Source organism: Micromonospora sp. NPDC007220 (assembly GCF_040634035.1).
Classification (GTDB): Bacteria; Actinomycetota; Actinomycetes; order Mycobacteriales; family Micromonosporaceae; genus Micromonospora; species Micromonospora reichwaldensis.
Window position 1 is genome coordinate 208,728 of record NZ_JBEYEU010000008.1, and the last position, 24,357, is coordinate 233,084.

The 24,357-nt window shown below is 71.6% G+C and carries 19 protein-coding genes and 1 pseudogene; 8 read left to right on the forward strand and 12 right to left on the reverse strand.

The genetic code is table 11. From position 1 onward, the window contains the following. Positions 1–39: 39 nt before the first annotated feature. Entirely contained in the window at positions 40–1,302 is a 1,263-nt protein-coding gene (locus ABZ573_RS17900) for a family 16 glycosylhydrolase (RefSeq protein WP_358119131.1), read from the forward strand. Between the two features lie 133 nt (positions 1,303–1,435). Here ABZ573_RS17900 and ABZ573_RS17905 read toward each other — a convergent pair whose 3' ends face one another. After that, the gene (locus tag ABZ573_RS17905; RefSeq protein ID WP_358119133.1) at positions 1,436–2,377 is read right to left on the reverse strand and encodes a phosphotransferase; all 942 of its coding nucleotides are present in this window, start codon (positions 2,375–2,377) and stop codon (positions 1,436–1,438) included. 172 nt (positions 2,378–2,549) lie between these two features. Here ABZ573_RS17905 and ABZ573_RS17910 point away from each other — a divergent pair, with 172 nt between their 5' ends. The 5 genes from ABZ573_RS17910 to ABZ573_RS17930 all read left to right on the forward strand — a co-directional run bounded on the left by ABZ573_RS17910 (position 2,550) and on the right by ABZ573_RS17930 (position 9,093). After that, the gene (locus ABZ573_RS17910; RefSeq protein ID WP_358119135.1) at positions 2,550–3,092 is read left to right on the forward strand and encodes a hypothetical protein; all 543 of its coding nucleotides are present in this window, start codon (positions 2,550–2,552) and stop codon (positions 3,090–3,092) included. Positions 3,093–3,798: 706 nt separating this feature from the next. After that, positions 3,799–5,325 (forward strand): TROVE domain-containing protein, encoded by a 1,527-nt coding sequence (locus ABZ573_RS17915; RefSeq protein WP_358119137.1) that lies wholly within the window; start codon positions 3,799–3,801, stop codon positions 5,323–5,325. Positions 5,326–5,489: 164 nt separating this feature from the next. After that, a complete protein-coding gene (locus ABZ573_RS17920; protein WP_151453072.1) occupies positions 5,490–6,389 on the forward strand; it encodes a bile acid:sodium symporter family protein in 900 nt (299 codons plus the stop codon). A gap of 149 nt (positions 6,390–6,538) precedes the next feature. Beyond that, complete coding sequence (locus ABZ573_RS17925) at positions 6,539–6,955, forward strand: NUDIX hydrolase (protein WP_358119140.1); 417 nt, start codon at positions 6,539–6,541, stop codon at positions 6,953–6,955. Between the two features lie 260 nt (positions 6,956–7,215). Beyond that, complete coding sequence (locus ABZ573_RS17930) at positions 7,216–9,093, forward strand: ATP-binding cassette domain-containing protein (protein WP_358119173.1); 1,878 nt, start codon at positions 7,216–7,218, stop codon at positions 9,091–9,093. 50 nt (positions 9,094–9,143) lie between these two features. On the opposite strand, the gene ABZ573_RS17935 is transcribed toward ABZ573_RS17930, so the two are convergent. The 3 genes from ABZ573_RS17935 to ABZ573_RS17945 all read right to left on the reverse strand — a co-directional run bounded on the left by ABZ573_RS17935 (position 9,144) and on the right by ABZ573_RS17945 (position 13,167). Further along, positions 9,144–10,727: a DHA2 family efflux MFS transporter permease subunit gene (locus ABZ573_RS17935; protein ID WP_151453071.1), complete on the reverse strand. Its 1,584-nt coding sequence runs from the start codon at positions 10,725–10,727 to the stop codon at positions 9,144–9,146. Between the two features lie 215 nt (positions 10,728–10,942). Next, entirely contained in the window at positions 10,943–12,571 is a 1,629-nt protein-coding gene (locus ABZ573_RS17940; protein ID WP_358119142.1) for an isovaleryl-CoA dehydrogenase, read from the reverse strand. After that, positions 12,568–13,167, reverse strand: coding sequence for a TetR/AcrR family transcriptional regulator (locus ABZ573_RS17945; RefSeq protein WP_358119144.1), 600 nt, complete (start codon positions 13,165–13,167; stop codon positions 12,568–12,570). Before ABZ573_RS17945 ends, ABZ573_RS17940 begins: the two co-directional genes overlap by 4 nt. A gap of 135 nt (positions 13,168–13,302) precedes the next feature. On the opposite strand from ABZ573_RS17945, the gene ABZ573_RS17950 reads away from it, so the two are divergent. Then, complete coding sequence (locus ABZ573_RS17950) at positions 13,303–14,049, forward strand: hypothetical protein (protein ID WP_358119146.1); 747 nt, start codon at positions 13,303–13,305, stop codon at positions 14,047–14,049. A 107-nt stretch (positions 14,050–14,156) separates the two neighbouring features. Here the strand turns inward: ABZ573_RS17950 and ABZ573_RS17955 are convergent, their stop codons facing one another. The 6 genes from ABZ573_RS17955 to ABZ573_RS17980 all read right to left on the reverse strand — a co-directional run bounded on the left by ABZ573_RS17955 (position 14,157) and on the right by ABZ573_RS17980 (position 20,914). After that, the gene (locus ABZ573_RS17955) at positions 14,157–14,597 is read right to left on the reverse strand and encodes a hypothetical protein (protein ID WP_151453079.1); all 441 of its coding nucleotides are present in this window, start codon (positions 14,595–14,597) and stop codon (positions 14,157–14,159) included. Positions 14,598–14,698: 101 nt separating this feature from the next. Continuing rightward, positions 14,699–15,862, reverse strand: a complete 1,164-nt coding sequence (locus tag ABZ573_RS17960) for a VCBS repeat-containing protein (protein ID WP_358119148.1) — start codon at positions 15,860–15,862, stop codon at positions 14,699–14,701. A 195-nt stretch (positions 15,863–16,057) separates the two neighbouring features. Continuing rightward, positions 16,058–16,984: a hypothetical protein gene (locus ABZ573_RS17965; protein ID WP_358119150.1), complete on the reverse strand. Its 927-nt coding sequence runs from the start codon at positions 16,982–16,984 to the stop codon at positions 16,058–16,060. A gap of 131 nt (positions 16,985–17,115) precedes the next feature. Next, complete coding sequence (gene rox / locus ABZ573_RS17970) at positions 17,116–18,564, reverse strand: rifampin monooxygenase (RefSeq protein ID WP_358119152.1); 1,449 nt, start codon at positions 18,562–18,564, stop codon at positions 17,116–17,118. 213 nt (positions 18,565–18,777) lie between these two features. Continuing rightward, positions 18,778–19,425: a DNA alkylation repair protein gene (locus ABZ573_RS17975; protein WP_358119177.1), complete on the reverse strand. Its 648-nt coding sequence runs from the start codon at positions 19,423–19,425 to the stop codon at positions 18,778–18,780. Positions 19,426–19,603: 178 nt separating this feature from the next. After that, positions 19,604–20,914 (reverse strand): MFS transporter, encoded by a 1,311-nt coding sequence (locus tag ABZ573_RS17980; RefSeq protein WP_358119154.1) that lies wholly within the window; start codon positions 20,912–20,914, stop codon positions 19,604–19,606. 282 nt (positions 20,915–21,196) lie between these two features. Between ABZ573_RS17980 and ABZ573_RS17985 the strand changes: the two genes are divergently transcribed. Then, the gene (locus ABZ573_RS17985; RefSeq protein ID WP_151453063.1) at positions 21,197–22,312 is read left to right on the forward strand and encodes a MerR family transcriptional regulator; all 1,116 of its coding nucleotides are present in this window, start codon (positions 21,197–21,199) and stop codon (positions 22,310–22,312) included. A gap of 190 nt (positions 22,313–22,502) precedes the next feature. Here ABZ573_RS17985 and ABZ573_RS17990 read toward each other — a convergent pair whose 3' ends face one another. Next, on the reverse strand, positions 22,503–23,246 hold the full coding sequence (locus ABZ573_RS17990; RefSeq protein ID WP_151453062.1) for an SDR family oxidoreductase: 744 nt from the start codon (positions 23,244–23,246) through the stop codon (positions 22,503–22,505). A 180-nt stretch (positions 23,247–23,426) separates the two neighbouring features. Continuing rightward, positions 23,427–24,049, reverse strand: a pseudogene (locus tag ABZ573_RS17995) (GPP34 family phosphoprotein). Positions 24,050–24,357: the final 308 nt, after the last annotated feature.

Below are 24,357 nucleotides of genomic sequence, written 5' to 3' on the forward strand. Positions count from 1 at the left end.
CGCGAGACATCGCGCCGGCATCCTCCAAGGAGGTCCCACATGTTCAGAGTCCGTACCCGCCGCCGGCCGTGGGCGCTCGCCCTCGCCGCGACCGCGATCATCGCCGCCACGACAGCCCTCTCCGTGCCGGTCCACCCCGAACCGGCGCAGGCCGCCATCGAGGGGATCACCTGGCAGGACGAGTTCAACGCCTCCGCCGGCACGCCCGTCGACCAGAGCAAGTGGCGCTTCGACATCGGCGGCAGCGGCTGGGGCAACAACGAACGGCAGTACTACACCAACAGCACGAGCAACGCCGTGCACGACGGCCAGGGCAACCTGGTCATCACCGCCCGCCGCGAGAACCCCGCCAACTACCAGTGCCACTACGGCCGGTGCGAGTACACCTCTGCCCGGCTGCTGACGGCGGCCACGTTCACCCAGGCGTACGGCCGCTTCGAGGCCCGCATCAAGATCCCGCGCGGTCAGGGCATCTGGCCGGCGTTCTGGATGCTCGGCAACGACATGGGCGGCGTGGGCTGGCCGAACGCGGGCGAGATCGACATCATGGAGAACATCGGCCGGGAGCCGAACACCGTCTACGGCACCATCCACGGCCCGGGCTACTCGGGTGGCGGCGGCATCACCGGCAGCCGCACCATCGGCCAGCCACTCGCCGACACCTTCCACACCTACCGGGTGGACTGGGAACCGAACTCCATCATCTGGTACCTCGACGGCGTCGAGTTCCACCGGGTCGATCCGGGTCGGCTGGGCGGCAACCGCTGGGTGTTCGACCACCCGTTCTTCATGATCCTCAACGTGGCGGTGGGCGGGAACTGGCCGGGCTACCCCGACGCCTCCACGCAGTTCCCGCAGCAGATGCTCGTGGACTACGTACGCGTCTCGGGCTACACCTCGGGCGGCAACCCGCCGACCGGCACCAACGCCATCCGGGGCGCGCTGAGCGGTCGGTGCATCGACATCCCGAGCGCCAACCCGGTCGACGGGGCCAAGCTCCAGATCTGGGACTGCAACGGCACCGCCGCACAGGCCTGGACGTTCGCCTCCGACGGCACGATCCGGGCGATGGGCAAGTGCATGGACCCGGCCTGGGCCGGCACGGCGAACGGCACCGAGGTCAACCTCGTCACCTGCAACGGCAACCCGGCGCAACGCTTCACGCTCAACGCCGCCGGTGACCTGGTCAACCTCAGCGCCAACCGCTGCGTCGACGTACGGGACCGCAACCCCAGCAACGGGGGCAAGCTCCAACTGTGGGACTGCACGGGCGACGCCAACCAGAAGTGGTCCCGCGTCTGATCCCCTCGACGCGGACGCCGGCAGGGTCGGCCGGGGCACACCGCCTCGACCGGCCCTGCCGGCTCGCGCCCCCTCAGCGGCCGTACCGCGCTGCTGTCCCCGTTCGACCGCCTGGTGTACGACCAGGCACACGTCACACCCTGTCCGGCACGCCACGCCCAATCCAACGCCGGACCTGCTCGGCCGCCTGGTCAGCAACGGCGTGCCCCACGGGGCGAGTCACCAGGTCACTCAACGCGAACATGTCCAGGACCCGCCCCACATAGGCCCAGTCCTCGACCAGGGGCAGGTCCGCAGGCTGCTGCTCAGCGAATCCCGCGCGGAAGCCGTGCAGGAAGCCGGCGGGATAGTCGGCGCCGAACCGGGCCATGTTCGCGGCGTCGCCATACGGGCAACCGGAGTAGCTGAACTCCCAGTCGAGCAGCGCATCCACCCGCCAACCGCCGCCCACGCGAGAGACCAGGATGTTCTTCGGGTTGATGTCGGCATGCACCAGCCGGGTGTGACCGTCAACGCCTTCCAGCGCCGACGAGTGAGCCGCGCACAACCCCGCCCAGGCGCGACGCGTCTCGCCGTCGAGCCGGCCCTCGGGAACCGCGGCCATACAAGCCTCGGCGACCTCAACCAGTTGCTGCGACCACGGGTCTTCCTCCTTGACGGTGAGGTCCGCGTCGACGAAGAAGCCTCGTCGGTCGAACGCCACCACAGCGACCTCCGCGACGACCCTTCCGACCTCAGCCCCCAGCTCACCCGCTTCCACCTGACCAAGATCACCCTTGGCGAGCACCCCGCTCAGAGCATCGCCGTCCACATACTCGATGACCATCGCCGGCCGCACGCTCTCGTCCTCACCGGGCGTGACCAACAGGACGTCCGGAACTGGCACATGCCGACGGGCGGCGGCCATGACCCCGGCCTCGATCGCCGGGTCCGTTCCTCCGAACCGGGCAACGACCTGGCCGTCAGCAAGCGTGAGCAGACACGTCTCGTGAGAGAAGCCGCCCGCCAACACGGATGTCGTCACCACCCTGCTGCCCAGTGCCGCCGCGATGCCCTCGAGTTCTTCGATGCGCATCCGAACAGTCCATCAGGACGGTAGGACATCCAACCGACCGAAGCTACGTGCCGACGTACGCAGCGACCGCTGCTCCGCAGCGTGGCGGCACCCGCCCCGCCCGCTGGATAGGACCGACCGGTCGCGGCCTTCTGCTGTTTTTCACCCCGTCGGGCCGGGCAAAGGGGCCACAGTGACTCGCACCGATGAACCCCACACCGTCGAGTTCAGACGGTCGGCCCTCCGGCTGATCCGGAGGACGACCCTGGGGCTGCTCGCCGCCGCAGCGATCGGGGTCCTCGTCAGCCTGGCGCGGGGTCGGCTGTGGTGGGACGGGCTGTGGGTGCTGCTGCCGTACCTCGCGGTCTTCCACTTCTCGCCGCTACCAACCCCACCGAGAGGCAGCCAGCGGACACGCCTGCCGGTGCGGCTCGACGACCAGCGACTGGAAATGTCGGGCCCCGGCGACACGACCCTGGCGATCGACTGGTCGAACGTCGAGCGCGCCGAGATCCGCGGGCGCCTGACGCCGTCGCTGCACGTCGAGCCGGCCGATCCGGAACGGACCCGACCACCGATGAGGCGATGGCAGTGGGCCGGGTACGGGCAGAGCCGCCCGTACGAGATCGTGGTGCCGCTCACCGGTATGACGCCAGGCCCGGGTGTGCTACGCCGCGAGCTGGCCCGGCGGTTGCCGGGGGCCACCCAGGAGGACACGCTGGGGCTGCGGCAGTGAACTGGCTTGCCCACTTCCGCACCGGTCGCCTACCTTCGGCCGGCACCTCCCGGTGCGCAGGCAACGGCTACTTCCGCTTCCAACGGGGAGACGCGGGTGCGAATCCCGCCGCCGCCGAAATGCGGTGTCGACCAGCAGCCCAGGTCACCTTGGCCCGCGAGGGCCAGTCTCCGTTGCCGCTTCGATCTCGGGAGGTGCGCGCGCCGCGTACCCGGTGCGTAGACAGCGGATACTTCATCTATGGGTCGGGGGTTCGAGTCCCCTCCAGCCTTCCGGGGCTGGTAGCTCAGCTGGCAGAGCGATAGCCCTTCCGCCGTCGACCTTCTGGTCTCGGGTACGCGGCGTGGCCGTCATTTCCGGCCCCGGTCACCGGGCGGCAAACCTCGTTGCCCCCGAGGCGGCGCCACCGCTACGGTCTTGCCCGCACCTCCCGGTGCGAAGGCGACGGTTACATCTTGGAGGGGTGCCCGCACCCCGTTGAAGAGGCCGTCCGTCGCCGGCTCCGATCTCGGGAGGCGCGACCACGCCGCACGCCCGGTGCGCAGGTGACGGTTACTTCAGGGATCCGCAGGTTGGAGGTTCGAGTCCTCCGCCGCCTTCGGGCGGCTGGCTCAAGCGGCAGAGCGGCGGACAGGTCCGTCGCCGACTTCTGGTCTCGGGTGTGCGGTGCGGTCGCGCCTTCCGCTCCACCCACACGGGGTACGCGATGGCCAAGTTCAACCTCAAGCTGCGGCGCGCCAAGCTGCCCGTCACCGCCGAGGGCGCGACCGGCTTCGTCCGCGAGCCACGGGCCGAGCTGTTCCTGCTGGGCGTGTCGAACATGGTCGGCGAGGACACCTTCTACGAGGGCGCCGCCGACCGGGACTCCCGGTTCCGCGAGCTGGTCGCCGCCGTGGCCGTCGCCGACCCCGACTGGTTCGCGCGCTTCGTGCGGTGGCTGCGTACCGGCGCGATGCTGCGGTCCGCATCCGTCGTGGCCGCCCTGGAGGGCGCCCGCGCGCAGGTCGCCGCCGGCATCCCCGGTTCCCGGGCGGTGGTGGACTCCGCGTTGCAGCGGGCCGACGAGCCGGGCGAGGCCCTCGCGTACTGGCTGGGTCGCCACGGCCGGGCGATGCCCAAGCCGGTCAAGCGGGGCATCGCCGACGCGGTGATGCGGCTGTACCACGAGCGGAGCCTGCTCAAGTACGACGCCGACGGCAGCCCGGTGCGGTTCGGCGACGTCATCGACCTGACCCACCCGACAGCGAGGGACGCGCGGCAGGGCGACCTCTTCCGGCACGCCTTGGACCGCCGGCACAAGCGCGACAACCCGCTGCCCGGGTCCCTCACGATGCTGGCGGCGCGGGCCGAGCTCATGGCGTTGCCGGTCGAGCGGCGCGTGGAGATCACCGACCCGGCGGTGCTGGGCGCGGCCGGCATGACCTGGGAGGCCCTCGCGGGCTGGCGGCAGACCGCGATGGACGCCGCAGCGTGGGAGGCGATCATCCCGACCATGGGCTACCTGGCGCTGCTGCGCAACCTGCGCAACTTCGACCGGGCCGGCGTCAGCGACACCGTCGCCGAGGCCGTGGCGGCGAGGCTGGCCGACCCGGGCGAGGTCGCCCGGTCGCGCGTGCTGCCGATGCGGTACCTGTCGGCGTACAACGCGGCACCGAGCCTGCGGTGGGCGTACCCGTTGGAGCGGGCGTTGCAGCAGGCGCTGGCGCACGTGCCCGCCCTGGACGGGCGGACCCTGGTTCTGATCGACACGTCGGGGTCGATGAACAGCGCGTTCAGCAAGGACGGCACGCTGCGCTGCTGGGACGCGGCCACCGTGTTCGGCCTCGCGCTGGCCGCCCGCGCGCGGGACGCCACGGTGGTGTCGTTCTCCAACGCCAGCACGGTTTTCCCGGCCGTCGCCGGTGAGTCGGTGCTGGCGGCGGTGCGCCGGTTCAAGGAGGGTGGCTACTTCTACGGCGCCGGGACCCAGACCGAGAAGGCGGTGCGCGACCACTACGACCGGCACGACCGGGTGGTCATCCTCACCGACGAGCAGGCGCACTGGCACGGCGCGGCAGACGTCACGGCCGCCGTGCCGGCGCGGATACCGGTGTACACCTGGAACCTGGCCGGATACCGGGTCGGGCACGCGCCGGCGACCGGCAACCGGCACACGTTCGGCGGCCTCTCCGACGCCGCGTTCGCGATGATTCCGCTCATCGAGGCGGGGTCCCGCGACCAGTGGCCCTTCTGACCGCGTCGTGGCGTCGGCCCCGTCGCCCGGGGCCGACGCCGGGGCACGGCCGGTGGACGACGCCCATTGACGGTCGTCTCCGCACGTTGCAAGATGCGGGCGCACCCGTCGTGGTGTGAAGCTCCGGTGATCCCTGGCGTACCGCGATCAGGAGGCCCAGCACTGTGAATACCGGTCTGTCGCTCGTGCTCTTCCCCATCGCGCTGGGCATCGTCATGCTCGGCCTCGGCCTCACCCTGACCATCGCCGACTTCCGTCGCGTCGTCGCCTATCCCCGGGCCGTGGTCATCTCCCTGGTCTGCCAGATGCTGGTCCTGCCGGCCGTCTGCCTGGGCCTGGTGCTCGCCGCCGACCTGCGCCCGGAGCTGGCCGTCGGAATGATGCTGCTCGCCGCCTCCCCCGGCGGCAGCACCGCCAGCCTCTTCAGCCACCTGTTCCAGGGCAACGTCGCGCTGAACGTCACCCTGACCGCCATCAACTCGGTACTCGCCCTGTTCACGCTGCCGGTGATCGTCAACCTCTCCGTCGCCGCGTTCATGGGCTCGGACAGCTCGCTCGGCCTCCAGTTCGACAAGGTGCTCCAGGTGTTCGCCCTGGTGCTCATCCCGATCGCGATCGGCATGGTCGTCCGGCAGCGGCGTCCCGCGTTCGCCGAGCGCATGCAGCGACCGGTGAAGATCCTCTCCATCGTGGTCCTCATGGTCGTGATCGTCGGCGCGGTCCTCGGCGTCAAGGACGAACTCGCCGCCACCATCGGCGCGGTCGGCCTCATCGCGCTGCTGTTCAACCTGCTCAGCCTGGCCATCGGGTACGCGGCGCCGCGCCTGCTGCGCGTCGGGCACCGGGATTCCGTCGCGTCGTCGTTCGAGATCGGCGTCCACAACGCCACCCTGGCCATCACGATCGCACTCAGCCCGGCCCTGCTCAACAACACCGACATCGGTATGCCACCGGCGATCTACGGCATCCTGATGTTCTTCACCGCCACCGCCTTCGGCTTCGTCGCCGCCCGCCGCTCCCGGGCCGCGGACGATCCGACCCGCCTGCCCACCCCGACGGCGTGAGCGGGCACTGAGCCACACCGCGCGAGCGGCGGCGTGCCGTACCGCCGCTCGCGCGCGGCACCGGATTTCGCCTAGGGTCCGGTCATGCCGCCTGAGGGTTCCGACTTCACGGCCGGCTGCCCCGCAAGCGCATGGGCGCCGGCCTGCTCGTGACCGATCCCGCCGGCCGGGTCCTCCTCGTCGAGCCGGCGTACAAGACGTCGTGGGAGATTCCCGGCGGGTGCGTCGAGGCGGACGAGTCTCCGCACCGGACGGCGGCCCGCAAGTGCCGTGAGGAGCTCGGGCTCGCCATCGAGCCGGGGCGGCTGCTCGTCGTGGACTGGGTCCCCCCGCGGCACCCCAGGACCGAGGGGGTCATGTTCGTCTACGACGGGGGCCGGCTGACCCCGTCGCAGGCCGCCCTGATCGTGTTGCCGCCCGCCGAACTGCGGAGTTGGTCGTGGTGTGACCGGCGGGAGGCCGACGGGCGGCTGGTCCCGCTGCTCGCCCGACGGGTCGCGGAGGCACTCGCCGCGCGCGACGACGGCGTCACCCGCTACCTGGAGGACGGCTTCCGGGTGAGCTGACCCGTCCGGATCCGCTCCATCTTCCCTGCCGTGGGGTCTGGACCAGCGCGTCGTCGACAGTGACCATTGGTAGCTGTGCAAATACTGTGGGTTGGATAGCTCGCTCCCCCACCGCCACCCGACCCGCGACCGACGACCACGTCACCGCGCAGCGAGGAGACACGCCCGTGACCGGAGCCGCTACCCGCACCGAACAGGGCACCACGTCGGAACAGTCGGCTCCGGCAGGGGCGCAGTCGGTCCTGCCGGAGCTGCGGACGATGTACTGGGAGACCGGGATGCAGGCGCGGTCCGAAGCCGGCCTGTTCACCGTCTTCGCCGAACTGCCCCGGCTGGTCTGGACGGCGGTCCGGACCAGCTGGCGGGCCGACCGGCTCCGGACCTCGGTGGTGGCCGCTGCCACGGTCGGCGGCGGGGCGATGGCCGCCTTCGGGCTGCTGGCCACCCAGCGGGTGCTCGTCGAGCTGTTCGCCGGGGGCCCGACCACGGAGAAGGTGGTCGCCGCGACGCCCGCGCTCGCCGTGCTGGCGGGGGCGACCGCGCTGCGCGCCGGCATGGGCATCGCCACCGGGTACGCGCAGAACGGGCTCACCCCGCGGGTGAGCCGGGAGGTGGAACGCGGCCTGTTCGAGATGTCCACGGCGGTACGGCTGGAGGCGTTCGACGCCGACGCGTTCGCCGACGACATGGAGCGCGCCTCCCGGGGCACCGAGTCGACGGTCGACCTGGTGGAGTCGTCGATGAACCTGCTCGCCGGGCTGGCCGGCCTGCTCGCCGTGGCAGTCGCCGTCGTCGTCATCCACCCGCTGCTGCTGCTGGCGCTGCTGGTCGCGACGCTGCCCAAGGCCTGGGCGTCGCTGCGGGCCGGGCACCTGCGCTACCGGACCTACACGGCCGGCTCGGTGCGGCGACGGCGGCTGTGGCTGCTGCACCGGCTGATGGCCGAGCGGGACTCGGCGCCGGAGCTGCGCTCCTACGGGCTGCGCCGCTTCCTGCTGGACCAGTACGACCGGGTGATGGAGGTCGAGACCGACATCGAGCTGGCCCTCGCCCGCCGGGTCACCACGACCACCACGGTCGGGGCGGTGATCGGCGGAATCGCCACCGCCGTGGTCTACCTCCTGCTCGGGCTGCTGCTCGTCGACGGTCAGATCCCGCTCGCGGCGGCGGCGACCTGCGTGGTCGCGGTGCAGGCCGCGCAGCGTTCGCTGGCCGTCACCACCTTCCAGGTCGACCGCGTCTACACCGAGGGCCAGCACTTCGGCGACTACACCGGGTTCATGACCCGCGCCGCCGACTACCTGCACGACCCGGCGCCGGGCGCCGCGGGCACGGATCCCGGCCCGCTGCGTGAGCTGGCCGTGCGGGAGGTCAGCCTGCGCTACCCCGACCGGGACGTCCCCGCCGTGGACCGCGTGACGCTGACGATCACGGCGGGGCAGACGGTGGCGTTCGTGGGCGAGAACGGCTCGGGCAAGACCACCCTCGCCGCGATGATCGCCACCCTGCGCGCGCCCACCGAGGGCGTCATCTGCTGGAACGGGCGACCCCTGCCCGAGTGGGACCTCGACCGGTTGCGGGCCCGCATCGCGGTGGTCACGCAGGAATACCACAAGTGGCCGTTCACGGCCGCGACGAACATCGCCGTCGGCGACGTCGAGAGCGAGGCACGGCAGGACCGGATCGAGGCCGCCGCCGCCCGTGCCGTCGCGCACGACATGATCCAGGAACTCCCCGACGGGTACGAGACGCTGCTCGACCGGACGTTCGCCAGGGGCCAGGACCTCTCCGGCGGCCAGTGGCAGCGCATCACGGCGGCCCGCGGCTTCCTCCGCGACGCCGAGCTGCTCGTCATGGACGAGCCGTCCTCCGCCCTCGACCCGCGCGCCGAGGACGCCCTGTTCCAGGCCATCCGGGACCGGCAGGGTCGGGCGACCACCATCCTCATCACCCACCGGCTGGCCAACGTCCGGCACGCCGACCGGATCTTCGTCCTGCACGACGGCGCGCTGGTCGAGGCCGGCAGTCACGCCGAACTCGTCGCCGCCGGCGGCCGGTACGCCGAACTGTTCGCCCTCCAGGCCGCCGGCTACCACGGCGCCCACGACGAGCCCGCCCCCGCGCCACGGCAGCGCTGACCGACGGGCGCTCCGGCCCCCGGGGGCGTCCCGGGGGCCGGAGCGTCGCGTCAGTGGATGATGACGGGAGCCTTCGGCTGCCCCTCCTGCTGGCCGTCGAGCAGGTGCGACGGCTCGCGCCGGCGCGGCAGGAACGCCACCGGGACGAACGTGAGCAGCACCAGCGCGAACGCGACCCAGAACGTGGTGGCGAAGGAACTGGCGGCGAAGTCGAGGCCACGCTGGATGAGCGAGGGGTCCACCGGGAACTGCTCGGCCAGCTCCGGCTGCTGCTGGACGGCGATGGCGAGGCCGGCCTCCGTCAACGGCTCCCCGCTCGGGTCGGTCGCCCCGGGGATCGGCCGGGAGCCGTTCAGCTCGCTGGTGAGGATCACCGACATCATGGCGGCGCCCACGGACCCGCCGATCTGCTGGAGGATGTTGACCAGGGTGGAGCCACGGGCCACGTCGTGCGCCTTGAGGGTCTTCAGCGCCGAGGTCATGATCGGCATCATGGTGCCGCCCATGCCCAGGCCCATGACGAACAGCGACCCGCAGAGCAGGACGTACGAGGTCTGCGGGTCGACCTGGGTGAAGGTGAAGAACCCGAGGGCGATGAGTGCCAGCGCGAACGGCACGGTGCGGCCGACGGGGACCCGGTCGGCCAGCATCCCGGCCACCGGCATGGTCACCATCGCGCCGATGCCCTGCGGCGCCATCAGCAGGCCGGCGGCCAGCGTCGTCTCGCCGCGGATCTGCAGGAAGTAGCTCGGGAACAGCAGGCCGGCGCCCATGAACGCGATGATGAACACGAACATGGTCACCGCCGCGACGGTGAGGTTGCGGTTGGCGAACAGCCGCAGGTCGAGCAGGGGGTGCCGGGTCCTGAAGGAGTAGAGGACGAAGGCGACGAGGAGCGCGCCGCCGACCACCATGGGCGCCCACACCCCGGTGTCGGCGAACGTGCCGGTCTCGGGCAGCGAGGAGACGCCGTAGAGGAAGAGGGCGAGCCCCGGCGAGAGCATCAGCATGCCGAGGAAGTCGAACGACTCGGACGGCTCGGGGTTGTCCTTCGGCAGCGCCAGTGCGGCGTAGACGAGTGCCAGGGCGCCGATCGGCAGGTTGATCAGGAAGATCCAGTGCCAGCTCGCGACGTCGATCAGCCAGCCGCCGAGGATCGGGCCTCCGATGGGACCGAGCAGCATCGGGATGCCCAGGACGGCCATCAGCCGGCCGATCCGGTGCGGCCCGGCCGCCCTGGTCATGATCGTCATGCCCAGCGGCAGGAGCATGCCGCCGCCGAGGCCCTGGAGCACGCGGTAGCCGATGAGCTGCCCGATCGTGTCGGCGTTGGCGCACAGCCCGGACCCGATCGTGAACAGCGCGATGGCGATCATGTAGAGCCGCTTGGTGCCGAACCGGTCGGCGGCCCAGCCGCTGAGCGGGATCACCGTGGCCAGCGCGAGCGTGTAGGCCGTCATGGTCCAGGCGACCTCGGCGTACGACGCGTTGAACTCGCGCTGGAAGGTCGGCAGGGCGACGGTGACGACCGTCACGTCGAGGATCGACATGATCGCGCCGAGGACGACGACCCCGGCGACCTTGAGCACCGAGGCGTCGAGTTTGTCCGAGGTCGCGATGGATTGCTGTGTCACTAAATCTCCTGGGTCCCCGTGGTGGCCGGCGCGAGCCGTGCCTCGACCTGTCACGTACTGACACTGTCCGCAGGCAGACTAACGAGCGGCACCGACGATCGGCGTACGATTTCCGACCGCCGGAGAGTGGGCGACGCCACGTCGGCGGGCGGGTCGACCGCCGCAAGGGGCGCTCGCGCGCGAAGTCGGGGCCCGGTCGGCCCCGACGCCGGCGGTCAGCCCACCTTGGGTACGGCGCGGGAGATGATCGCGGCGAAGTCGACGCCGCGGGGCAGCGTGCCGTACGCCTGGCCGTGGTCGCCGCCGAGCCGGGAGGCGCAGAAGGCGTCGGCGACGGCGGGGTGGCCGTGCCGCACCAGCAGCGAGCCCTGCAGGACCAGGGCGAGCCGCTCGACGACCCGGCGGGCCCGCAGCTCGACGTCGTCGTGGTCGGACAGCTCGGCCTGCACCCGGCGTACGGCGGCGTCGAGCCGGGCGTCGGCGCCGGCCGCGGCGGTGACCTCGGCCTGGAACGCCGCCATGACCTCCGGTTCCCTGGTGAGGGCGCGCAGCACGTCCAGCGCGGCGACGTTGCCGGAGCCCTCCCAGATCGAGTTCAGCGGGGACTCGCGGAACAGCCTCGGCATGCCCGACTCCTCGACGTAGCCGTTGCCGCCCAGGCATTCGAGGGCCTCGGCGGCGTGCGCCGGCCAGCGCTTGCAGACCCAGTACTTGCCGACGGCGAGGGCGAGCCGCTTGAACGCGGTCTCGCCGGCGTCGCCGCGCGCGGACCGGTCGGTGGCCCCGGCGAGGCGCATCATCAGGACGGTGGCGGCCTCGGACTCGACCGCGAGGTCGGCGAGCACGTTGCGCATCAGGGGCGCCTCGACGAGGTACCGGCCGAAGGCCTGCCGGTGGGTGGCGTGGTGGGCGGCGGTGGTCACGCCCTGGCGCATGCCGGCCGCCGCGCCGATGACGCAGTCGAGGCGGGTCAGGTTGACCATGTCGATGATGGTGCGCACGCCACGGCCCTCGTCGCCGACCCGCCAGGCGACCGCGTGCTCGTACTCGACCTCTGCGGAGGCGTTGGAGCGGTTGCCGAGCTTGTCCTTCAGGCGCATCAGCCGCATCGGGTTGCGCGTGCCGTCGGGCAGGACGCGCGGCACGAGGAAGCAGGTGAGCCCGCCCGGCGCCTGGGCGAGGGTGAGGAAGAGGTCGCACATCGGCGCCGACGTGAACCACTTGTGCCCGAGCAGGCGGTAGGTGCCGTCCGGCTCGGGGCGGGCGGTGGTGGTGTTGGCGCGTACGTCCGAGCCGCCCTGCTTCTCCGTCATCGACATGCCGGCCAGCAGTCCCCGCTTGGCCAGCGGCGGGCGCAGCCCGAAGTCGTACGACGTGGCGGTGAGCAGCGGCTCGTAGCGCGCGGCCAGCTCCGGGGCGTGCCGCAGCGCCGGCACGGCGGCGTAGGTCATCGAGATCGGGCAGCCGTGGCCGGCGTCGGGACGCCAGGTGTAGAACCTGGCCGCGCGGGCCACGTGCGCGCCCGGCCGGTCGTCCGCCCACGGCGCGGCGTGCAGGCCGTGCGTGACCGCGGTACGCATCAACTCGTGCCAGGCCGGGTGGAACTCCACCTCGTCGACGCGGTGGCCGTGCCGGTCGTGGGTGCGCAGGACCGGCGGGTGCTCGTTCGCCAGCCGCCCGTGCTCGATCGCCTGCTCGCCACCGCCGAGGCGGCCCAACTCGTGCAGCTCGGCGGCGGCCCAGCCGGCGCCCTCGCGTTCGAGCCCGTCGAGCAGCGCCGCGTCGTCGGCCGTGTCGTGACCGACCAGCGGCGGAACCTGGTTGAGGACCTCGTGCGTCGTCACGGCGACACTCCCAGCGCGCGGTGGAGGAAGGCGGTCAGGTGCTCGATGGTGCGCGGCCCGGCGACCCCGGCGGCCAGGGGGCCGACCATCGCCTCGGCCAGGGCGCCGACCAGCGCGGTGGCGGTCAGCTCGGGATCCTGCGGGGGAAGTTCGCCGCTCGCCACCCCCTGGGCGACGTGACCGGCGATCAGCTCGGCGTACGCGCGGCGGAAGACGAGCCGCTCGGCGTCGACCGCCGGGTCGGCCGGCTCGGCGAGCAGCGCGTACGCCAACCGTGGCGACCGCAGCGCCCGGCCGGAGAACGTCTCGATGACGGCGGTGACCCGCTCGGCGACGGTGCCCTCCAGCGCCGCCGCGCGCGCCACCGCGTCCACCTCGCGCTGCGAGGCCACGCGGAACACCTCGGCGACCAGGGCGGCCTTGGTGGGGAAGTGCCGGTAGACGCTGCCGGTCGCCATCCCGGCCCGCTCGGCGACGGCGGCGACCGAGCAGCCGGCGTACCCGTGCTCGGCCATGATCTCCAGCGCGGCGGTGATGATCCGCTCCCGGGACGCGCTGAGCCGGGCCTTCACGCGTTCGGTGCTCCGGTAGACCACGCAAGGATTGAACCACCATTCAATCCTTGCCGGCAAGGGGCCTGCCAGGCTGGCGTACGACCCGCCCACGACGCGGTCTAGGCTCCCTCTCTTCGGCAGGCGTACGCCCCCGGAGTCCTCGAAGGCGGTCCCGCCGTGACCCCTGACCTGACCGACGTGAACCGCCGCCTGGACGCGGCGCTGGCGGGCGTGGCCGCCGCCTTCCGAGGCATGACCGCCCACTGGCGGGAGTCCAACTGCGAGTGTCACTGGGGCAGCGCCGAGGAGCTGGCACTGCTCAAGACCCCGGACGCGCCGCTCGACGAGGATCTGCTCCGCCGCACGTACTGGACCACGGACTGGCACTACCCGGGGCCGCTGCTGCGCCGGATCCTGCCCCCGGTGACCCGACGCCTCGCGGCGGGTGAGGTGGAGTCCGTCTCCGGAATGGACCCCCTGGCCCGCCTGTTCGTCAAGGGCCGCTGGCAGGACTGGCCCGCCGCGCAACGCGACGCGGCACGGGAGTTCCTGGCGGCCTGGTGGCAGCACACGCTGGTGGATCCCGGGGCGAGCGTCCCCGCCCACGAGGCCCTGGCCTTCGTCGCCGAGGTCAGCGGACAGCTCGCCCCGTGGCTGGACACCTGGGCGCGGCTGCTGGCCGACCCGACGGCTCGGCGACGACTGGTCGCGGCGGCGGACGAGTGGTCGTACGACCTGGTCGTCGACCGCCTGCCCTGGTCGAGCTGGCGGGACGAGGAGGACACGGCGTGCCTCGCGCTGTCGATGTGGGTGCTGCGGCACGCGCCGGTCGCGCTGCGGGAACACGACGCGTCCGCCGAGCTGCGCGACCTCGTACAACTGCTGGCCCTCCCCGACGCCGACCGGTGGGACAGGCGCGGCTAGCCACGCGAGGCTGCCGGGAACGGCGAAAGGGGCACCCCCGTCTCGGGAGTGCCCCCTGGGCCGTAGCCGGCACGCGGTCCGCGGGCCAGCCGGGCCGGGGCGATGCGTCAGCAGCCCTGCCGGCGGCTGTAGATCTGGTGGCGCGCGCCCGCCCAGCCGATGTAGCCGACCGCCTCTACGCAGTAGGACGCCGTGCCGGTGACGCCGACCGGGCCGGCGTGGTAGCTGAAGTCACCGGAGTCGGTGTCCGCGCTACCCGAGCGGGTGCAGTGCGCGCCCTCACCGGAACGCTCGGCGCAGCGGTAGATCTGCACGAAGGTGGGTGCCGACTTCCCGTAGGCCGCGCCCCGGTGGTAGAAGCACGCGCTGTTGGTGCCCCCGTTGCTGCTGTTGTAGTAGATCACCAGTTCGCCGTAGCCCGAGGACTGCACCTGGCTGTAGATGATCGTGCCCGAGCAGGAGCCGGCCGCCTGGGCGGCGGGTGCGCCGACCGTCATGACCGACGCGACGGTCACCAGTGCCATCAGGGTCGAGAACACTCTCTTCATGGTCACCAAGGCCCAATCCACAGTCGACTGTCTTCCGTTGTGGATCATGATCGCACACGGGCGCCCGAACACCGCCCCGTGGGCGACACGCCGCCGGGGCGTCAGAGCTGCCGCAGGATGGCCACCTTGTCGTACGCGACGGCGACCACGTCCGGCTTCCCGTCCCCGGTGACGTCGCCGACGGCCAGGGCGTCCTCCTGGGACCCGACCCCGTCGACGCTGTTCGTCGCGTACCCGCCGAGGGTTCCGGTCGGTCCTTGCAGATGGACGCTCACCGCCAACCAGTTGGCGTGCGCGACGACCAGGTCGTTCCGGTTGTCGCCGGTCAGGTCGCCGATCACGAGACCGGCGGCGCAGTCGTAGGCGGGATACCTGGTCGGCGTCGCGGCGAGCCCACCGACGCCCTGCGCGAACACCTGGACGGCGGCGTCCGGGGTGTTGCCCTGGACGCTGGTCACCAGGTCGGCCCGGCCGTCGCCGGTCACGTCACCGACCGCCGCGCCGAGGCTGACCCGGCGGTGGCCGTTACCGTCCGCCGGCGTCCGGTAGGTCGTCGCCGGCCCGTAGGAACCGTCCGCGCGGCGCAGCCGCACCCACGTGCCGTGGCCGTAGAACTGCGCGAGGTCGACCCGGGCATCCCCGTCGAGGTCGGCCACGAAGACCTGGTTCGCCGGCGCACCGGCCGTGAACGGCCCGGTGACCGTCGTGTGCGTCGGGAACGTGTGCGTCGCGCTCTGCGCGTGGATCCTCACCTCGCCCTGCTTCGCACCGACGACCAGGTCCGGGCGCCCGTCACCGGTCACGTCCGCGATCGCGACGTCCTCGGCGCCACCGGCCACCAGCACCGGCGCGGCGAGCCGCCCGCCCCGCTGGAACAACACGTCGACGCCGGCGGACGAGGACATCGCCACGTCCGTACGCCCGTCGCCGTCGATGTCGGCGACCGCCAGCCGTACGTCGCTGTTGTAGCCGCCGTGCGCGGGGATCCTCGTGGGAGCGCCGTACCCGTGGTCGGCCTGCTGGGCGAAGACCAGCACCGAACTCGTCTGCGTGCCGGTGGCGGCGTCCACCCCGACGACGATGTCACGCCGCCCGTCGCCGGTGACGTCGGCGACCGCGACCGCGTTGGTCCCGGTCGACCCCGTCGCGAGGTACCGCGCGGGCGCGAAGGCCCCTGCGCCCGCCGCCCCAGCGCGCGCCGGCGCCGCCACCCCGGCCGCCACGGCGAGCGTCGCCGCCATACCGACCCTGACCAGTCTGTCCATTCCGTCCCCCGTTCGCATCCCGGCCATCGATCGACAGCCGCGCATGCGCCACGTGCCCCGGCCGTCGACGCCGCAAACCTCGCGCGAGGCCGACCCCGGCGGTTGGCACGGGGACGCGGCCCGCCCGGCGGCGCGGAACGCGCACGCGCCGTATGCCGCAGGCCGCGCCGACACCCGCTCACGCCGCAGCCGGCGTCACGGGGCGTGGCGCCACCAGGGGTTCTCGAGAACGAGTTCCTCGAGGTCACGGACGTTCTCGGCAACCGTCTGCGCGGGGATGTCCGGGCGTTGGAGCGAGACGCGGAGGTCCGCGGCGAGGTAGCTCGCCTCGCGCACCTCGCACTCCCGGCGCAGGGTGGCCGGGGACGTCCCCGTCTCGTCGGCGACGACGTCGAGGACGGCCTCCATGTGCGGGCCGCTGAACCGGACCAGGAAGAACCAGTCATCCATCGGTTCGCCGAAGCGCGCCCACTCGAAGTCCAGCAGCGCCGTCACACTGCGGTCGCGAGCGAGCCAGTTTCCCCAGTGGCAGTCCGCGTGGACCGGGACGGCCACGCTCGCCTGCGCCGGCGCGCCCTCCGCTATCGCCGCCAGACCGTCGAGCACCCGGCGAGGGATGATCCCGTCCCGGTTCAGGGCGCCGAGGCTCTCCACCTCGGCGAAGAGCGCGGCCTTGCTGACGAACCCGCCGTGGTCGAGCGTCTCTGCCAGCGTCTGCCGGGCGGGGGCCGCAGGAGTCCAGCGGTGCAGTGCGTGCAGCCGCTGCACCGCCTCCGCCGCCAGCAGGCGCGCGGTCACCTCGTCCACGCCGGGCATGTCCATGCCGGGCGTCGCCCCGGGCGCGCGGGCGTAGCAGGCGTAGCGGACCTCGCGGGTCTCCAGCTCGTAGCGCCCGCTGTCGAGCAGTGGCGCCGTGATGCCGGCGGGCAGGTGGGGCGCGAAGGCGATCTCCCGGTCCAGCCGCGAGTGGCGGTCGGCCTCGATGACCTTCACGACGACGTCCGCCCCCAGGTAGACGTGGTGCGAGAGGCTGTCGCCGACGATCATGGGGCCGGGATCCCGGCCCAGGGCCGCCGTGGCGATCGCGTGGGCCACGTCGTGGGCCTGTCGCGGGTCGATCATCGGCGGTCGCACCGCGGCGTGGCCGTCGTCCTGGAGAGCGTCATCCGAGTGTCCGATCGTGAGGGCCGGTCGCGAGAACCCTATCCCCGTACGGTGATCGCCGTTGTCCACCTTCGACGTGCCTGCCGCCCTCACCCGGCCGTGGGAGTTCCCGCGGCGCCGAACCACCTGGCGAGCGCGGCGTCGAGCGCCTGCTGCTCCTCGCCGACCCACGCGACGTGCCCGTCCGGCCGGAGCAGTACCGCCGGCACGTCCCACTCGTCGCTGGTGTCGGCGACGTGGTCGACCCGGTCGGCCCAGCCGTCCACCGAAAGCCGCCCCGTCTGGTCGAGCAGCAGCCCGTTGCCGGTGCGCAACAACTCGAACAGGCGTCCGTGCTTCAGCCCGACGTCGCGCAGCCGCCGCCCGAGCAGGTCGTGGCCCGTACCGAAGTCGTACCGGATGTCGATCGCCGTGATCTTCTCGATCAGGAACCGGTTGACGTCGTTGAAGTCCATGAGCTGCGCCAACAACCGCCGAACCGCCTGCGGTCCGGGTTCGTTGGTCGTCAGCTGCATCTGTGCGCGGGTGTTGTCCAGCACGTCGGCGGCCACCGGATGCCGCTCGGACCCGTAGCTGTCCAGCAGGTCGTCCGGCGCCCAGCCGTTGACGGCCGCCGCCAGCTTCCACCCCAGGTTGAACGAGTCCTGGATGCCGAGGTTGAGTCCCTGCCCGCCCATGGGCGGGTGGACGTGCGCGGCGTCCCCGGCCAGGAACACCCGGCCGACCCGGTAGCGCTCGGCCTGGCGGGTCGCGTCGCCGAAGCGCGACAGCCAGCGCGGGGAGTGCGCGCCGAAGTCGGTGCCGGCGTACCTGAGTAGCTGTCGCTTGAACTCCTCGAACGTCGGCGGCACCGAACGGTCCTCGACCACGCCCTCCGCCGGTACGACCGCCCGGAACACGCCCGGCTTGCCCGACGGCCCGATCCCGAACCGCTTCTCGGTCCTGCGCACCTCGGTCATCACCTCGGTGAGGTGTTCCGGGGACGCCGTCACCTCCATCTCGCCCAGCAGGGTGTCGATCTTCGACGGCTCGCCGGGGAATCCGACCCCGAGCAGTTTCCGAACGGTGCTGCGCCCACCGTCGCAGCCGACGACGAACCGCGCCCGCAACGCGGTCGCGGTTCCACTTCCAAAATGTACGGTCACGCCGTCGTCGTCCTGCGCCAACCCGACCACCGCACAACCCCGCCGGATCTCGGCCCCGACTTCGACCGCGTGCTCGGCGAGCAGCCGGTCGGTGAGCGTCTGCGGAATGCCGAGCACGTATCCGTGGGCGGTGTCCAGCCCGGTCGGGGCGGGCTTTTCGATGCCCGCGAAGAATCCCCTGAGCGGATACTGCCTGCCGTTTTCGAGGAACCGCTCCAACAGCCCCCGCTGATCCATCACCTCGATACTGCGCACGTGCAGCCCGAGCGACCGCACGAACGGCGGCGGCTCGGCGTCCTTCTCGAGCACGAGCACGTGGACGCCCCGAAGACGCAGTTCACTCGCCAGCATCATGCCGGTCGGGCCGCCGCCAACAATGATCACATCGAACATGAATCCCCCATGGTGTGCCGATTCCCGCGCTCGGCCGACGATTCTGCGCCACGACGGGGGTCTTGCCGCAAGCCCTGGGGTGCGGTATATGTTAATGGTGGCAAGGAGTTCTCCTCCTTGCCTTTGTTGTTCTCCGGCCCCGCACGCGCGGCCTTTGTCGTTCCCAGGCCGACGGGATCTGCCCGTCAGTACGCTGTGCTCGTCACCGGTTCCTCACGAGCTGCCCTGCTGCCGGCGCACCATCTCGGTGATCCAGACTGGCGCGAACGGAGACGTGCAGCCCGGTGAGGTCGGGTAGTCCTTGAGCACCCCCAGGCGCTCACCGATCTCGATCGCGCGGGCGCGGTGCCCGGCGTGCTCGATCCCGATCCGAGCCAGGCACTCGTTCATCGCCCACTGCAGGCGATCCGGCGCGTCTCTCATCTCCGCCTCGATGACGTCGAGCAGTCCTTCGAGGTCGAGGCCCTCGGGCCTCTTCGTCACGCGTTCGGCGGTCAGGGCCCAGCCGGCACTCGCCACCACTGGATCGGGATCGGCGGACCACGCCAGGCGCAGCTCTTCGGAGTGCGGGTTCTTCTTCACCACGTAGTTCACGAGCCAGTCGTGCACCTTGGGTGTGCGCGCCCCGCGCAACATGAGGTCCAACTCGTCACGCCCGAACGCCTTCGGGCGGCAGATCAGGATCGCCAGCAGCCGCGCCGCGGTGTCGTCCGTCGCCCAGAGCCGGCACGCGAGTTCCTGCTGCGTCCTGAGCCGCTTCGCGAGCGCGCGCAGCTTGCCGAGGTGCACACCGTGGTCGTCACCGTGTCTCCTGTTCACCTCGCGCGCCTTCGGGTCCTCGAGTGCGGCCAACTCGGCCATCACCTCGGCCACGGTCGTCTCCGTCACCTCAGCCTCCTCCCCCACGTGTGCGGCTCAGCCTACGAGGGAAGCGCGGGTAAACCACCTGATCAGCAAAGAGCATGGTCGAGACCACCCATCCGCTGTGGCATCGTGGACGCTGCGTCCGTGTGCCGGGCTCCGCTGGTCACCGGTAGGCCTACGGTGCAGGAGGACCCTGTGCCCGCGCCGGGTCCGGCGCCGGTTCGGCGGATCCGCCCGTCGCGCTGGCTGGCTGCGGGTCCTCCGTGCTCGCCGACCGCGCCCGCAGCCGGCGTACCTCCGGCACCGCGAGCGTCGCTGCCGTGCCGACCGCGACGGCGCCGGCCCCGGCGACCAGCGTCGCGCTGGCCCCGATCAGGGCGCTCGCCGGACCGGCCAGGGCGTACCCGATCGGTTCGAAGGTGTAGGCGCCCAGCCAGTCGTACGAGCTGATCCGCGACAGGGTCTCCGGCGGGACGTTCTCGTGCATGGCCGTCTGCCAGTACGTCCAGAAGACGGACTGGGCGATCCCGCCGAGGAACGCGACCGCGGCGATGGCGACCGGGGAAGCCGCGACGGAGAGCAGCAGGAGCATGGGTACGAAGAGGAACGCGCCGGCCACCGCCGGGATCAACGGCCGCCGGGGGTGGGCCGACATGGCGACGAATCCACCGACGAACGCCCCGAGGCTGATCGCGCCCAGGATGAGGCCCCAGCTGGCCGGCCCGCCGAGCTCGTCCTTCGCGATCAGCGGGCCGAGCACCATGAACGGCGCCAGGCCGAGCATCCGCACGAGCGCGCTCTGGAGGGTCACCGGCCAGAGCCACCTGCGCGACCGGAAGTCCTGCCAGCCGTCCCGGACGTCACGCAGCACGCTCTTGCCCGAGTTGGCGACGGGCGCGGAGCCGACCCGGATCGCGCTGATGAGCACGGCGCTGAGCAGGAAGGAGAGCGAGTCCAGCGCCAGCGCGTAACCGGCGCCGACCGCCACCACCAGCAGCCCGCCCAGAGCCGGCCCCACCACCCCCGCAGCCGCAATCATCAGCCCTCGCAGCGCGTTGGCCTCCCGGTGGTGCTCCGCCGGCACCGTCTCTGGTTGCAGGGCGCTGACGGCCGGGATGAAGAACGCCGAGGCGATTCCGGACACCACCTGCAACAGCAGGAGGTGCCAGATCCTGGCGTGGCCGGAGATCAGCAGCGCCGCCATCACGCCCTGCGACGCGAACCGCACCAGGTCGGCGGTGATCATGAGCCGACGCCGGGACATCCGGTCCGCGACCGCGCCGCCGATCACGAGAAACAGCGCCAGGGAGAACGCCTCCACGGCGAGCACGAGTCCCAGGTCGGAGGCGGAACCAGTCAGGTCGAGCACCCCGAAGGCCAGGGCCACGACGGTGATCTGGTTGCCGAGCTGCGAGGTGATGCGCCCGCCGAGCAGCAGCCGGAAGTCGCGCTCCCGCAGCACGCGCATCGATGGAAGTTTGAACAAGAGAGGGCCTCCTCAGACCGAACGGACTGCGCCGTGCCGCGTCATGGCGGCGGACACAAGCCCTCCATCTTGGCCCAACAGTTGGGCAAGGACGCCGCGAATTTCCGCGATCCCTTCGGGACTCACCACCGAGGCAGAACAGCACGTTGCGGGGCGAGGTCGTCGAGATGGTGGCGGTCGTTCCGGATATGGCGGTGGCCGCGACGTCCGAGTCGCCGCCCGCCACGCGCCGGCGGCGAAGCGCTTGCTCCTCACGCGACGTCATGCCACATAGTCGGGGGCGTGGCGGAGCACCTGACGGTGGGGCGCGTGGCGGAGTTGGCCGGGGTCAGCGTCCGCACCCTGCATCACTACGACGAGATCGGCCTCCTGGAGCCGTCCACGCGGACCGCGGCCGGGCACCGGGCCTACTCGGCGGGCGATGTGGAGCGGCTGCGGGAGGTGCTCGCCTACCGGCGGCTCGGCTTCGGGCTGCGGGAGATCGCGGCTCTGGTCGACGACCCGGCCACCGACGCGGTCGCGCACCTGTGCCGGCTGCGTGGCCTGCTGATGGACCAGCGCGACCGTGCTGCCGCCATGGTGACGGCCATAGACAGGGAACTGGAGGCACGGGCGATGGGGATCAGGACGACGCCGGAGGAGCAACTGAAGGTGTTCGGGGCACAGTTGTACGACGCCATCGGATCTGCCTACCCGGCGACGCGACGCACCGAGCCACGGATCGCCGCACGCATCTGGGATGCGCTGGGGGACGCACGAACGGTGCTGAACGTCGGGGCTGGCACCGGCTCCTACGAACCACCCGACCGGGACGTCACGGCGGTGGAGCCGTCGGCGGTCATGCGGGCGCAGCGTCCCGTGGGCGCGGCGCCGTGCGTGGCCGCCCATGCGGAGAATCTGCCGTTCGAGGACCAGTCCTTCGACGCCGCGATGGCCGTCAGCACCGTCCACCACTGGCCGGACCCCGTCGCCGGGCTGCGTGAGATGCGGCGGGTGGCGCGCCGCGTGGTGGTGTTCACGTACGACGCCGATGACACCGGCTGGCGTGAACGGTTCTGGCTCACCCGTGACTACCTGCCCGAGTTCGCGAACCTTCTTGTCGGCTGGCCCTCACTGGCCGACCTGACCAGCGCGATCGGAGGACGCGCGGAGCCGTTGCTCGTCCCGTGGGACTGCGCCGACGGCTTCTTCGAGGCACACTGGCGCCGGCCCGAGGCGTACCTCGACGAACATGTCCGCCGCGCGGTCTCGGTGTGGACCAGGGTCGGACCGCAGGCTGAGCAACGGGCAGTCCGCAATCTCCGCGAAGACCTCGCCTCAGGCCGGTGGGCCGAGCGCAACCGCGACCTCCTCGCCCTCGACACGGCAGAGCTCGGCCTCCGCCTGCTCGTGGCCTGAGCCGCCCTGCGGCATCCGGGCGCGAGACGCAGATCCGGCGCACGCTGATCGGCCCACCGGTGTACGGCATCCGGACGTGCCGGATGGAGGTGGTCCGGCTCGGGTGCTGATTGACCGGCAAAGGCTACGGCCCGTTCCCGACGGAGGAACGGGCCGTAGCCGCGTGCAAGGGTGGCCGGGACGGCGGCGATCAGATGGTGAAGCCGCCGTCCACGTTGATCGTCGCCCCGGTGACGTAGCGCCCGCCGGCGCCGGCGAGGAACGCCACCGCTGCTGCCACATCGGCCGGGTCCGCGTAGTGGCCGAGGGCGGTGTACCCGTTGATCGTGTCGGCATTGGGGCCGTCGGCCGGGTTCAGCTCCGTGTCCGTGGCCCCTGGATTCACCAGATTCACGGTGATCGCTCTGCCGCCGAGTTCGCGTCCGAGTGCTTTGGTCAGGCCGATCAGGGCGGTCTTGCTCATCGCATACAGCGCGAAGCCCGGGAAGACAGCCCGCTCTGCCACGTTGCTGCCGATGTTGATGATCCGCCCACCAGCCGACATGTGTCGCACCGCAGCCTGGGAGGCGACGAACGGTGCCCGGACGTTGACCGCGACGGTCTGTTCGAACTCCTCCAGCTTCAGTTGCTCCAACGGTCCGAGCAGGAACGCGCCGGCGTTGTTGACCAGGATGTCCAACCGGCCCAGCTCGCCGGCGACCCGGTCGACCGCGCCGACCACGGCCGCCGGGTCGGCGCTGTCCGCCTGCACGGCGATGGCCCGCCGTCCCGCAGCCTTGATCTGGTCCACCACGTCATCGGCGCGCTGCTGATTCTGCTGGAACGTCAACGCCACATCGGCGCCGTCCTCCGCCAGGCGCAGCGCCACCGCAGCGCCGATGCCGCGACCACCACCAGTGACCAGAGCCACCTTGCCGTCAAGTGCGTTGTTCATGACAGCAGCCTGGCCGACAGGAGACCCGCCGTCTGGCGGCGATCGGACGGCGCGTTCTCCTCGCCGCACCACCTCGCGCGTCAGGTGGCCGCTGGAGACAGTTCCACCTCGCCGTGGCGTTTCGCCAGCCCGTCGATGTCGAGCCTGTCGGTCCTGTCGATCCCCTCATCCCGGTGACGACTAGACCTCACCGACCGCGGCGGCCTGGATCGATTTGCGCAGGGCGGGGCCGATCGGTCCGCTGAGCTTGGTGAGTTCCTGGATGCGCTGCTTGTTGGCGCGTCTGGTCCCACGGTCGAGGACGAGCGTCAGGTCGCCGACGGCAACGATGGCCACGAGTGCGGCGTCGGCGGAGTCGATGCTGCCGACGAGTTGGTGCAGGGCGGCGTTGACCAGGTCGAGGAGTTCCGTGCGGACGCGGGGGTCGCGGAGGGGCACCCTGGTGGTGGGGAACAGCCCGAGAATCTTGCGGGTTGGAGGTGGACCCAACCGCCGTCGCTGAGCTGCTGGCGTACCGCTCGGACGGTGGTGCCCTGCCTGTGGCCGATCCAGGACTGCCATGTGTGCGGCTTGGAGCCGGCGATCTCTTCGAGGAGCGCGTCGAGGACGGGATCGCGGCAGGGGTGCCGAACGTCGATGGCGACGCGGCCACATGCGTCGGTGAGGTGGCCGCCCCGGTGGAGGTCGGCGAGGGCCGCGGCACGGAGCATGGCGCCCAGGTTGGTACCCAGGCCGACGCCGCCTTTGTCCGGGTCGTAGGCCAGCACGAAGATGCGCTCGGGAAGGCTGTCGGGTACGGCCACGTCATGCCTCCTTCGGCTCCCCGGTGGCGGGAGCTGCTGCGATGCCCTTGGTCAGCGCCGCCTGGACGATGCGGATGGCCTCGTTGGTGTCGATGCCGACGCTGGCGATGACGGCGGCGTACTCGCCGGCGGCGCGGCTTGCCGCGTCAAGCCTTGCGACAAATCAATCAAGGGCGTAAATCTCATGGCGCCGTGTCAACGCCGGCCGAACTTTGGCTCTGGCACACATTTTGTGAGTCGTGCTCACTGAGGGTTCGGGTTGGGTGCCCGGGTGGAGATCATCGTGGCGTTGCTTCCGCATCTGGTTG

Excerpts from the sequence above, each read along its gene's own strand:
- ABZ573_RS17975 (WP_358119177.1), bottom strand. The coding sequence starts at position 19,425 with ATGGCCGAGTTGGCCGCACTCGAGGACCCGAAGGCGCGCGAGGTGAAC.
- ABZ573_RS17960 (WP_358119148.1), bottom strand. The coding sequence starts at position 15,862 with ATGGACAGACTGGTCAGGGTCGGTATGGCGGCGACGCTCGCCGTGGCG.
- ABZ573_RS17990 (WP_151453062.1), bottom strand. The coding sequence starts at position 23,246 with ATGAACAACGCACTTGACGGCAAGGTGGCTCTGGTCACTGGTGGTGGT.
- ABZ573_RS17955 (WP_151453079.1), bottom strand. The coding sequence starts at position 14,597 with ATGAAGAGAGTGTTCTCGACCCTGATGGCACTGGTGACCGTCGCGTCG.
- ABZ573_RS17905 (WP_358119133.1), bottom strand. The coding sequence starts at position 2,377 with ATGCGCATCGAAGAACTCGAGGGCATCGCGGCGGCACTGGGCAGCAGG.
- rox (WP_358119152.1), bottom strand. The coding sequence starts at position 18,564 with ATGTTCGATGTGATCATTGTTGGCGGCGGCCCGACCGGCATGATGCTG.
- ABZ573_RS17915 (WP_358119137.1), top strand. The coding sequence starts at position 3,799 with ATGGCCAAGTTCAACCTCAAGCTGCGGCGCGCCAAGCTGCCCGTCACC.
- ABZ573_RS17900 (WP_358119131.1), top strand. The coding sequence starts at position 40 with ATGTTCAGAGTCCGTACCCGCCGCCGGCCGTGGGCGCTCGCCCTCGCC.
- ABZ573_RS17930 (WP_358119173.1), top strand. The coding sequence starts at position 7,216 with ATGTACTGGGAGACCGGGATGCAGGCGCGGTCCGAAGCCGGCCTGTTC.
- ABZ573_RS17965 (WP_358119150.1), bottom strand. The coding sequence starts at position 16,984 with ATGATCGACCCGCGACAGGCCCACGACGTGGCCCACGCGATCGCCACG.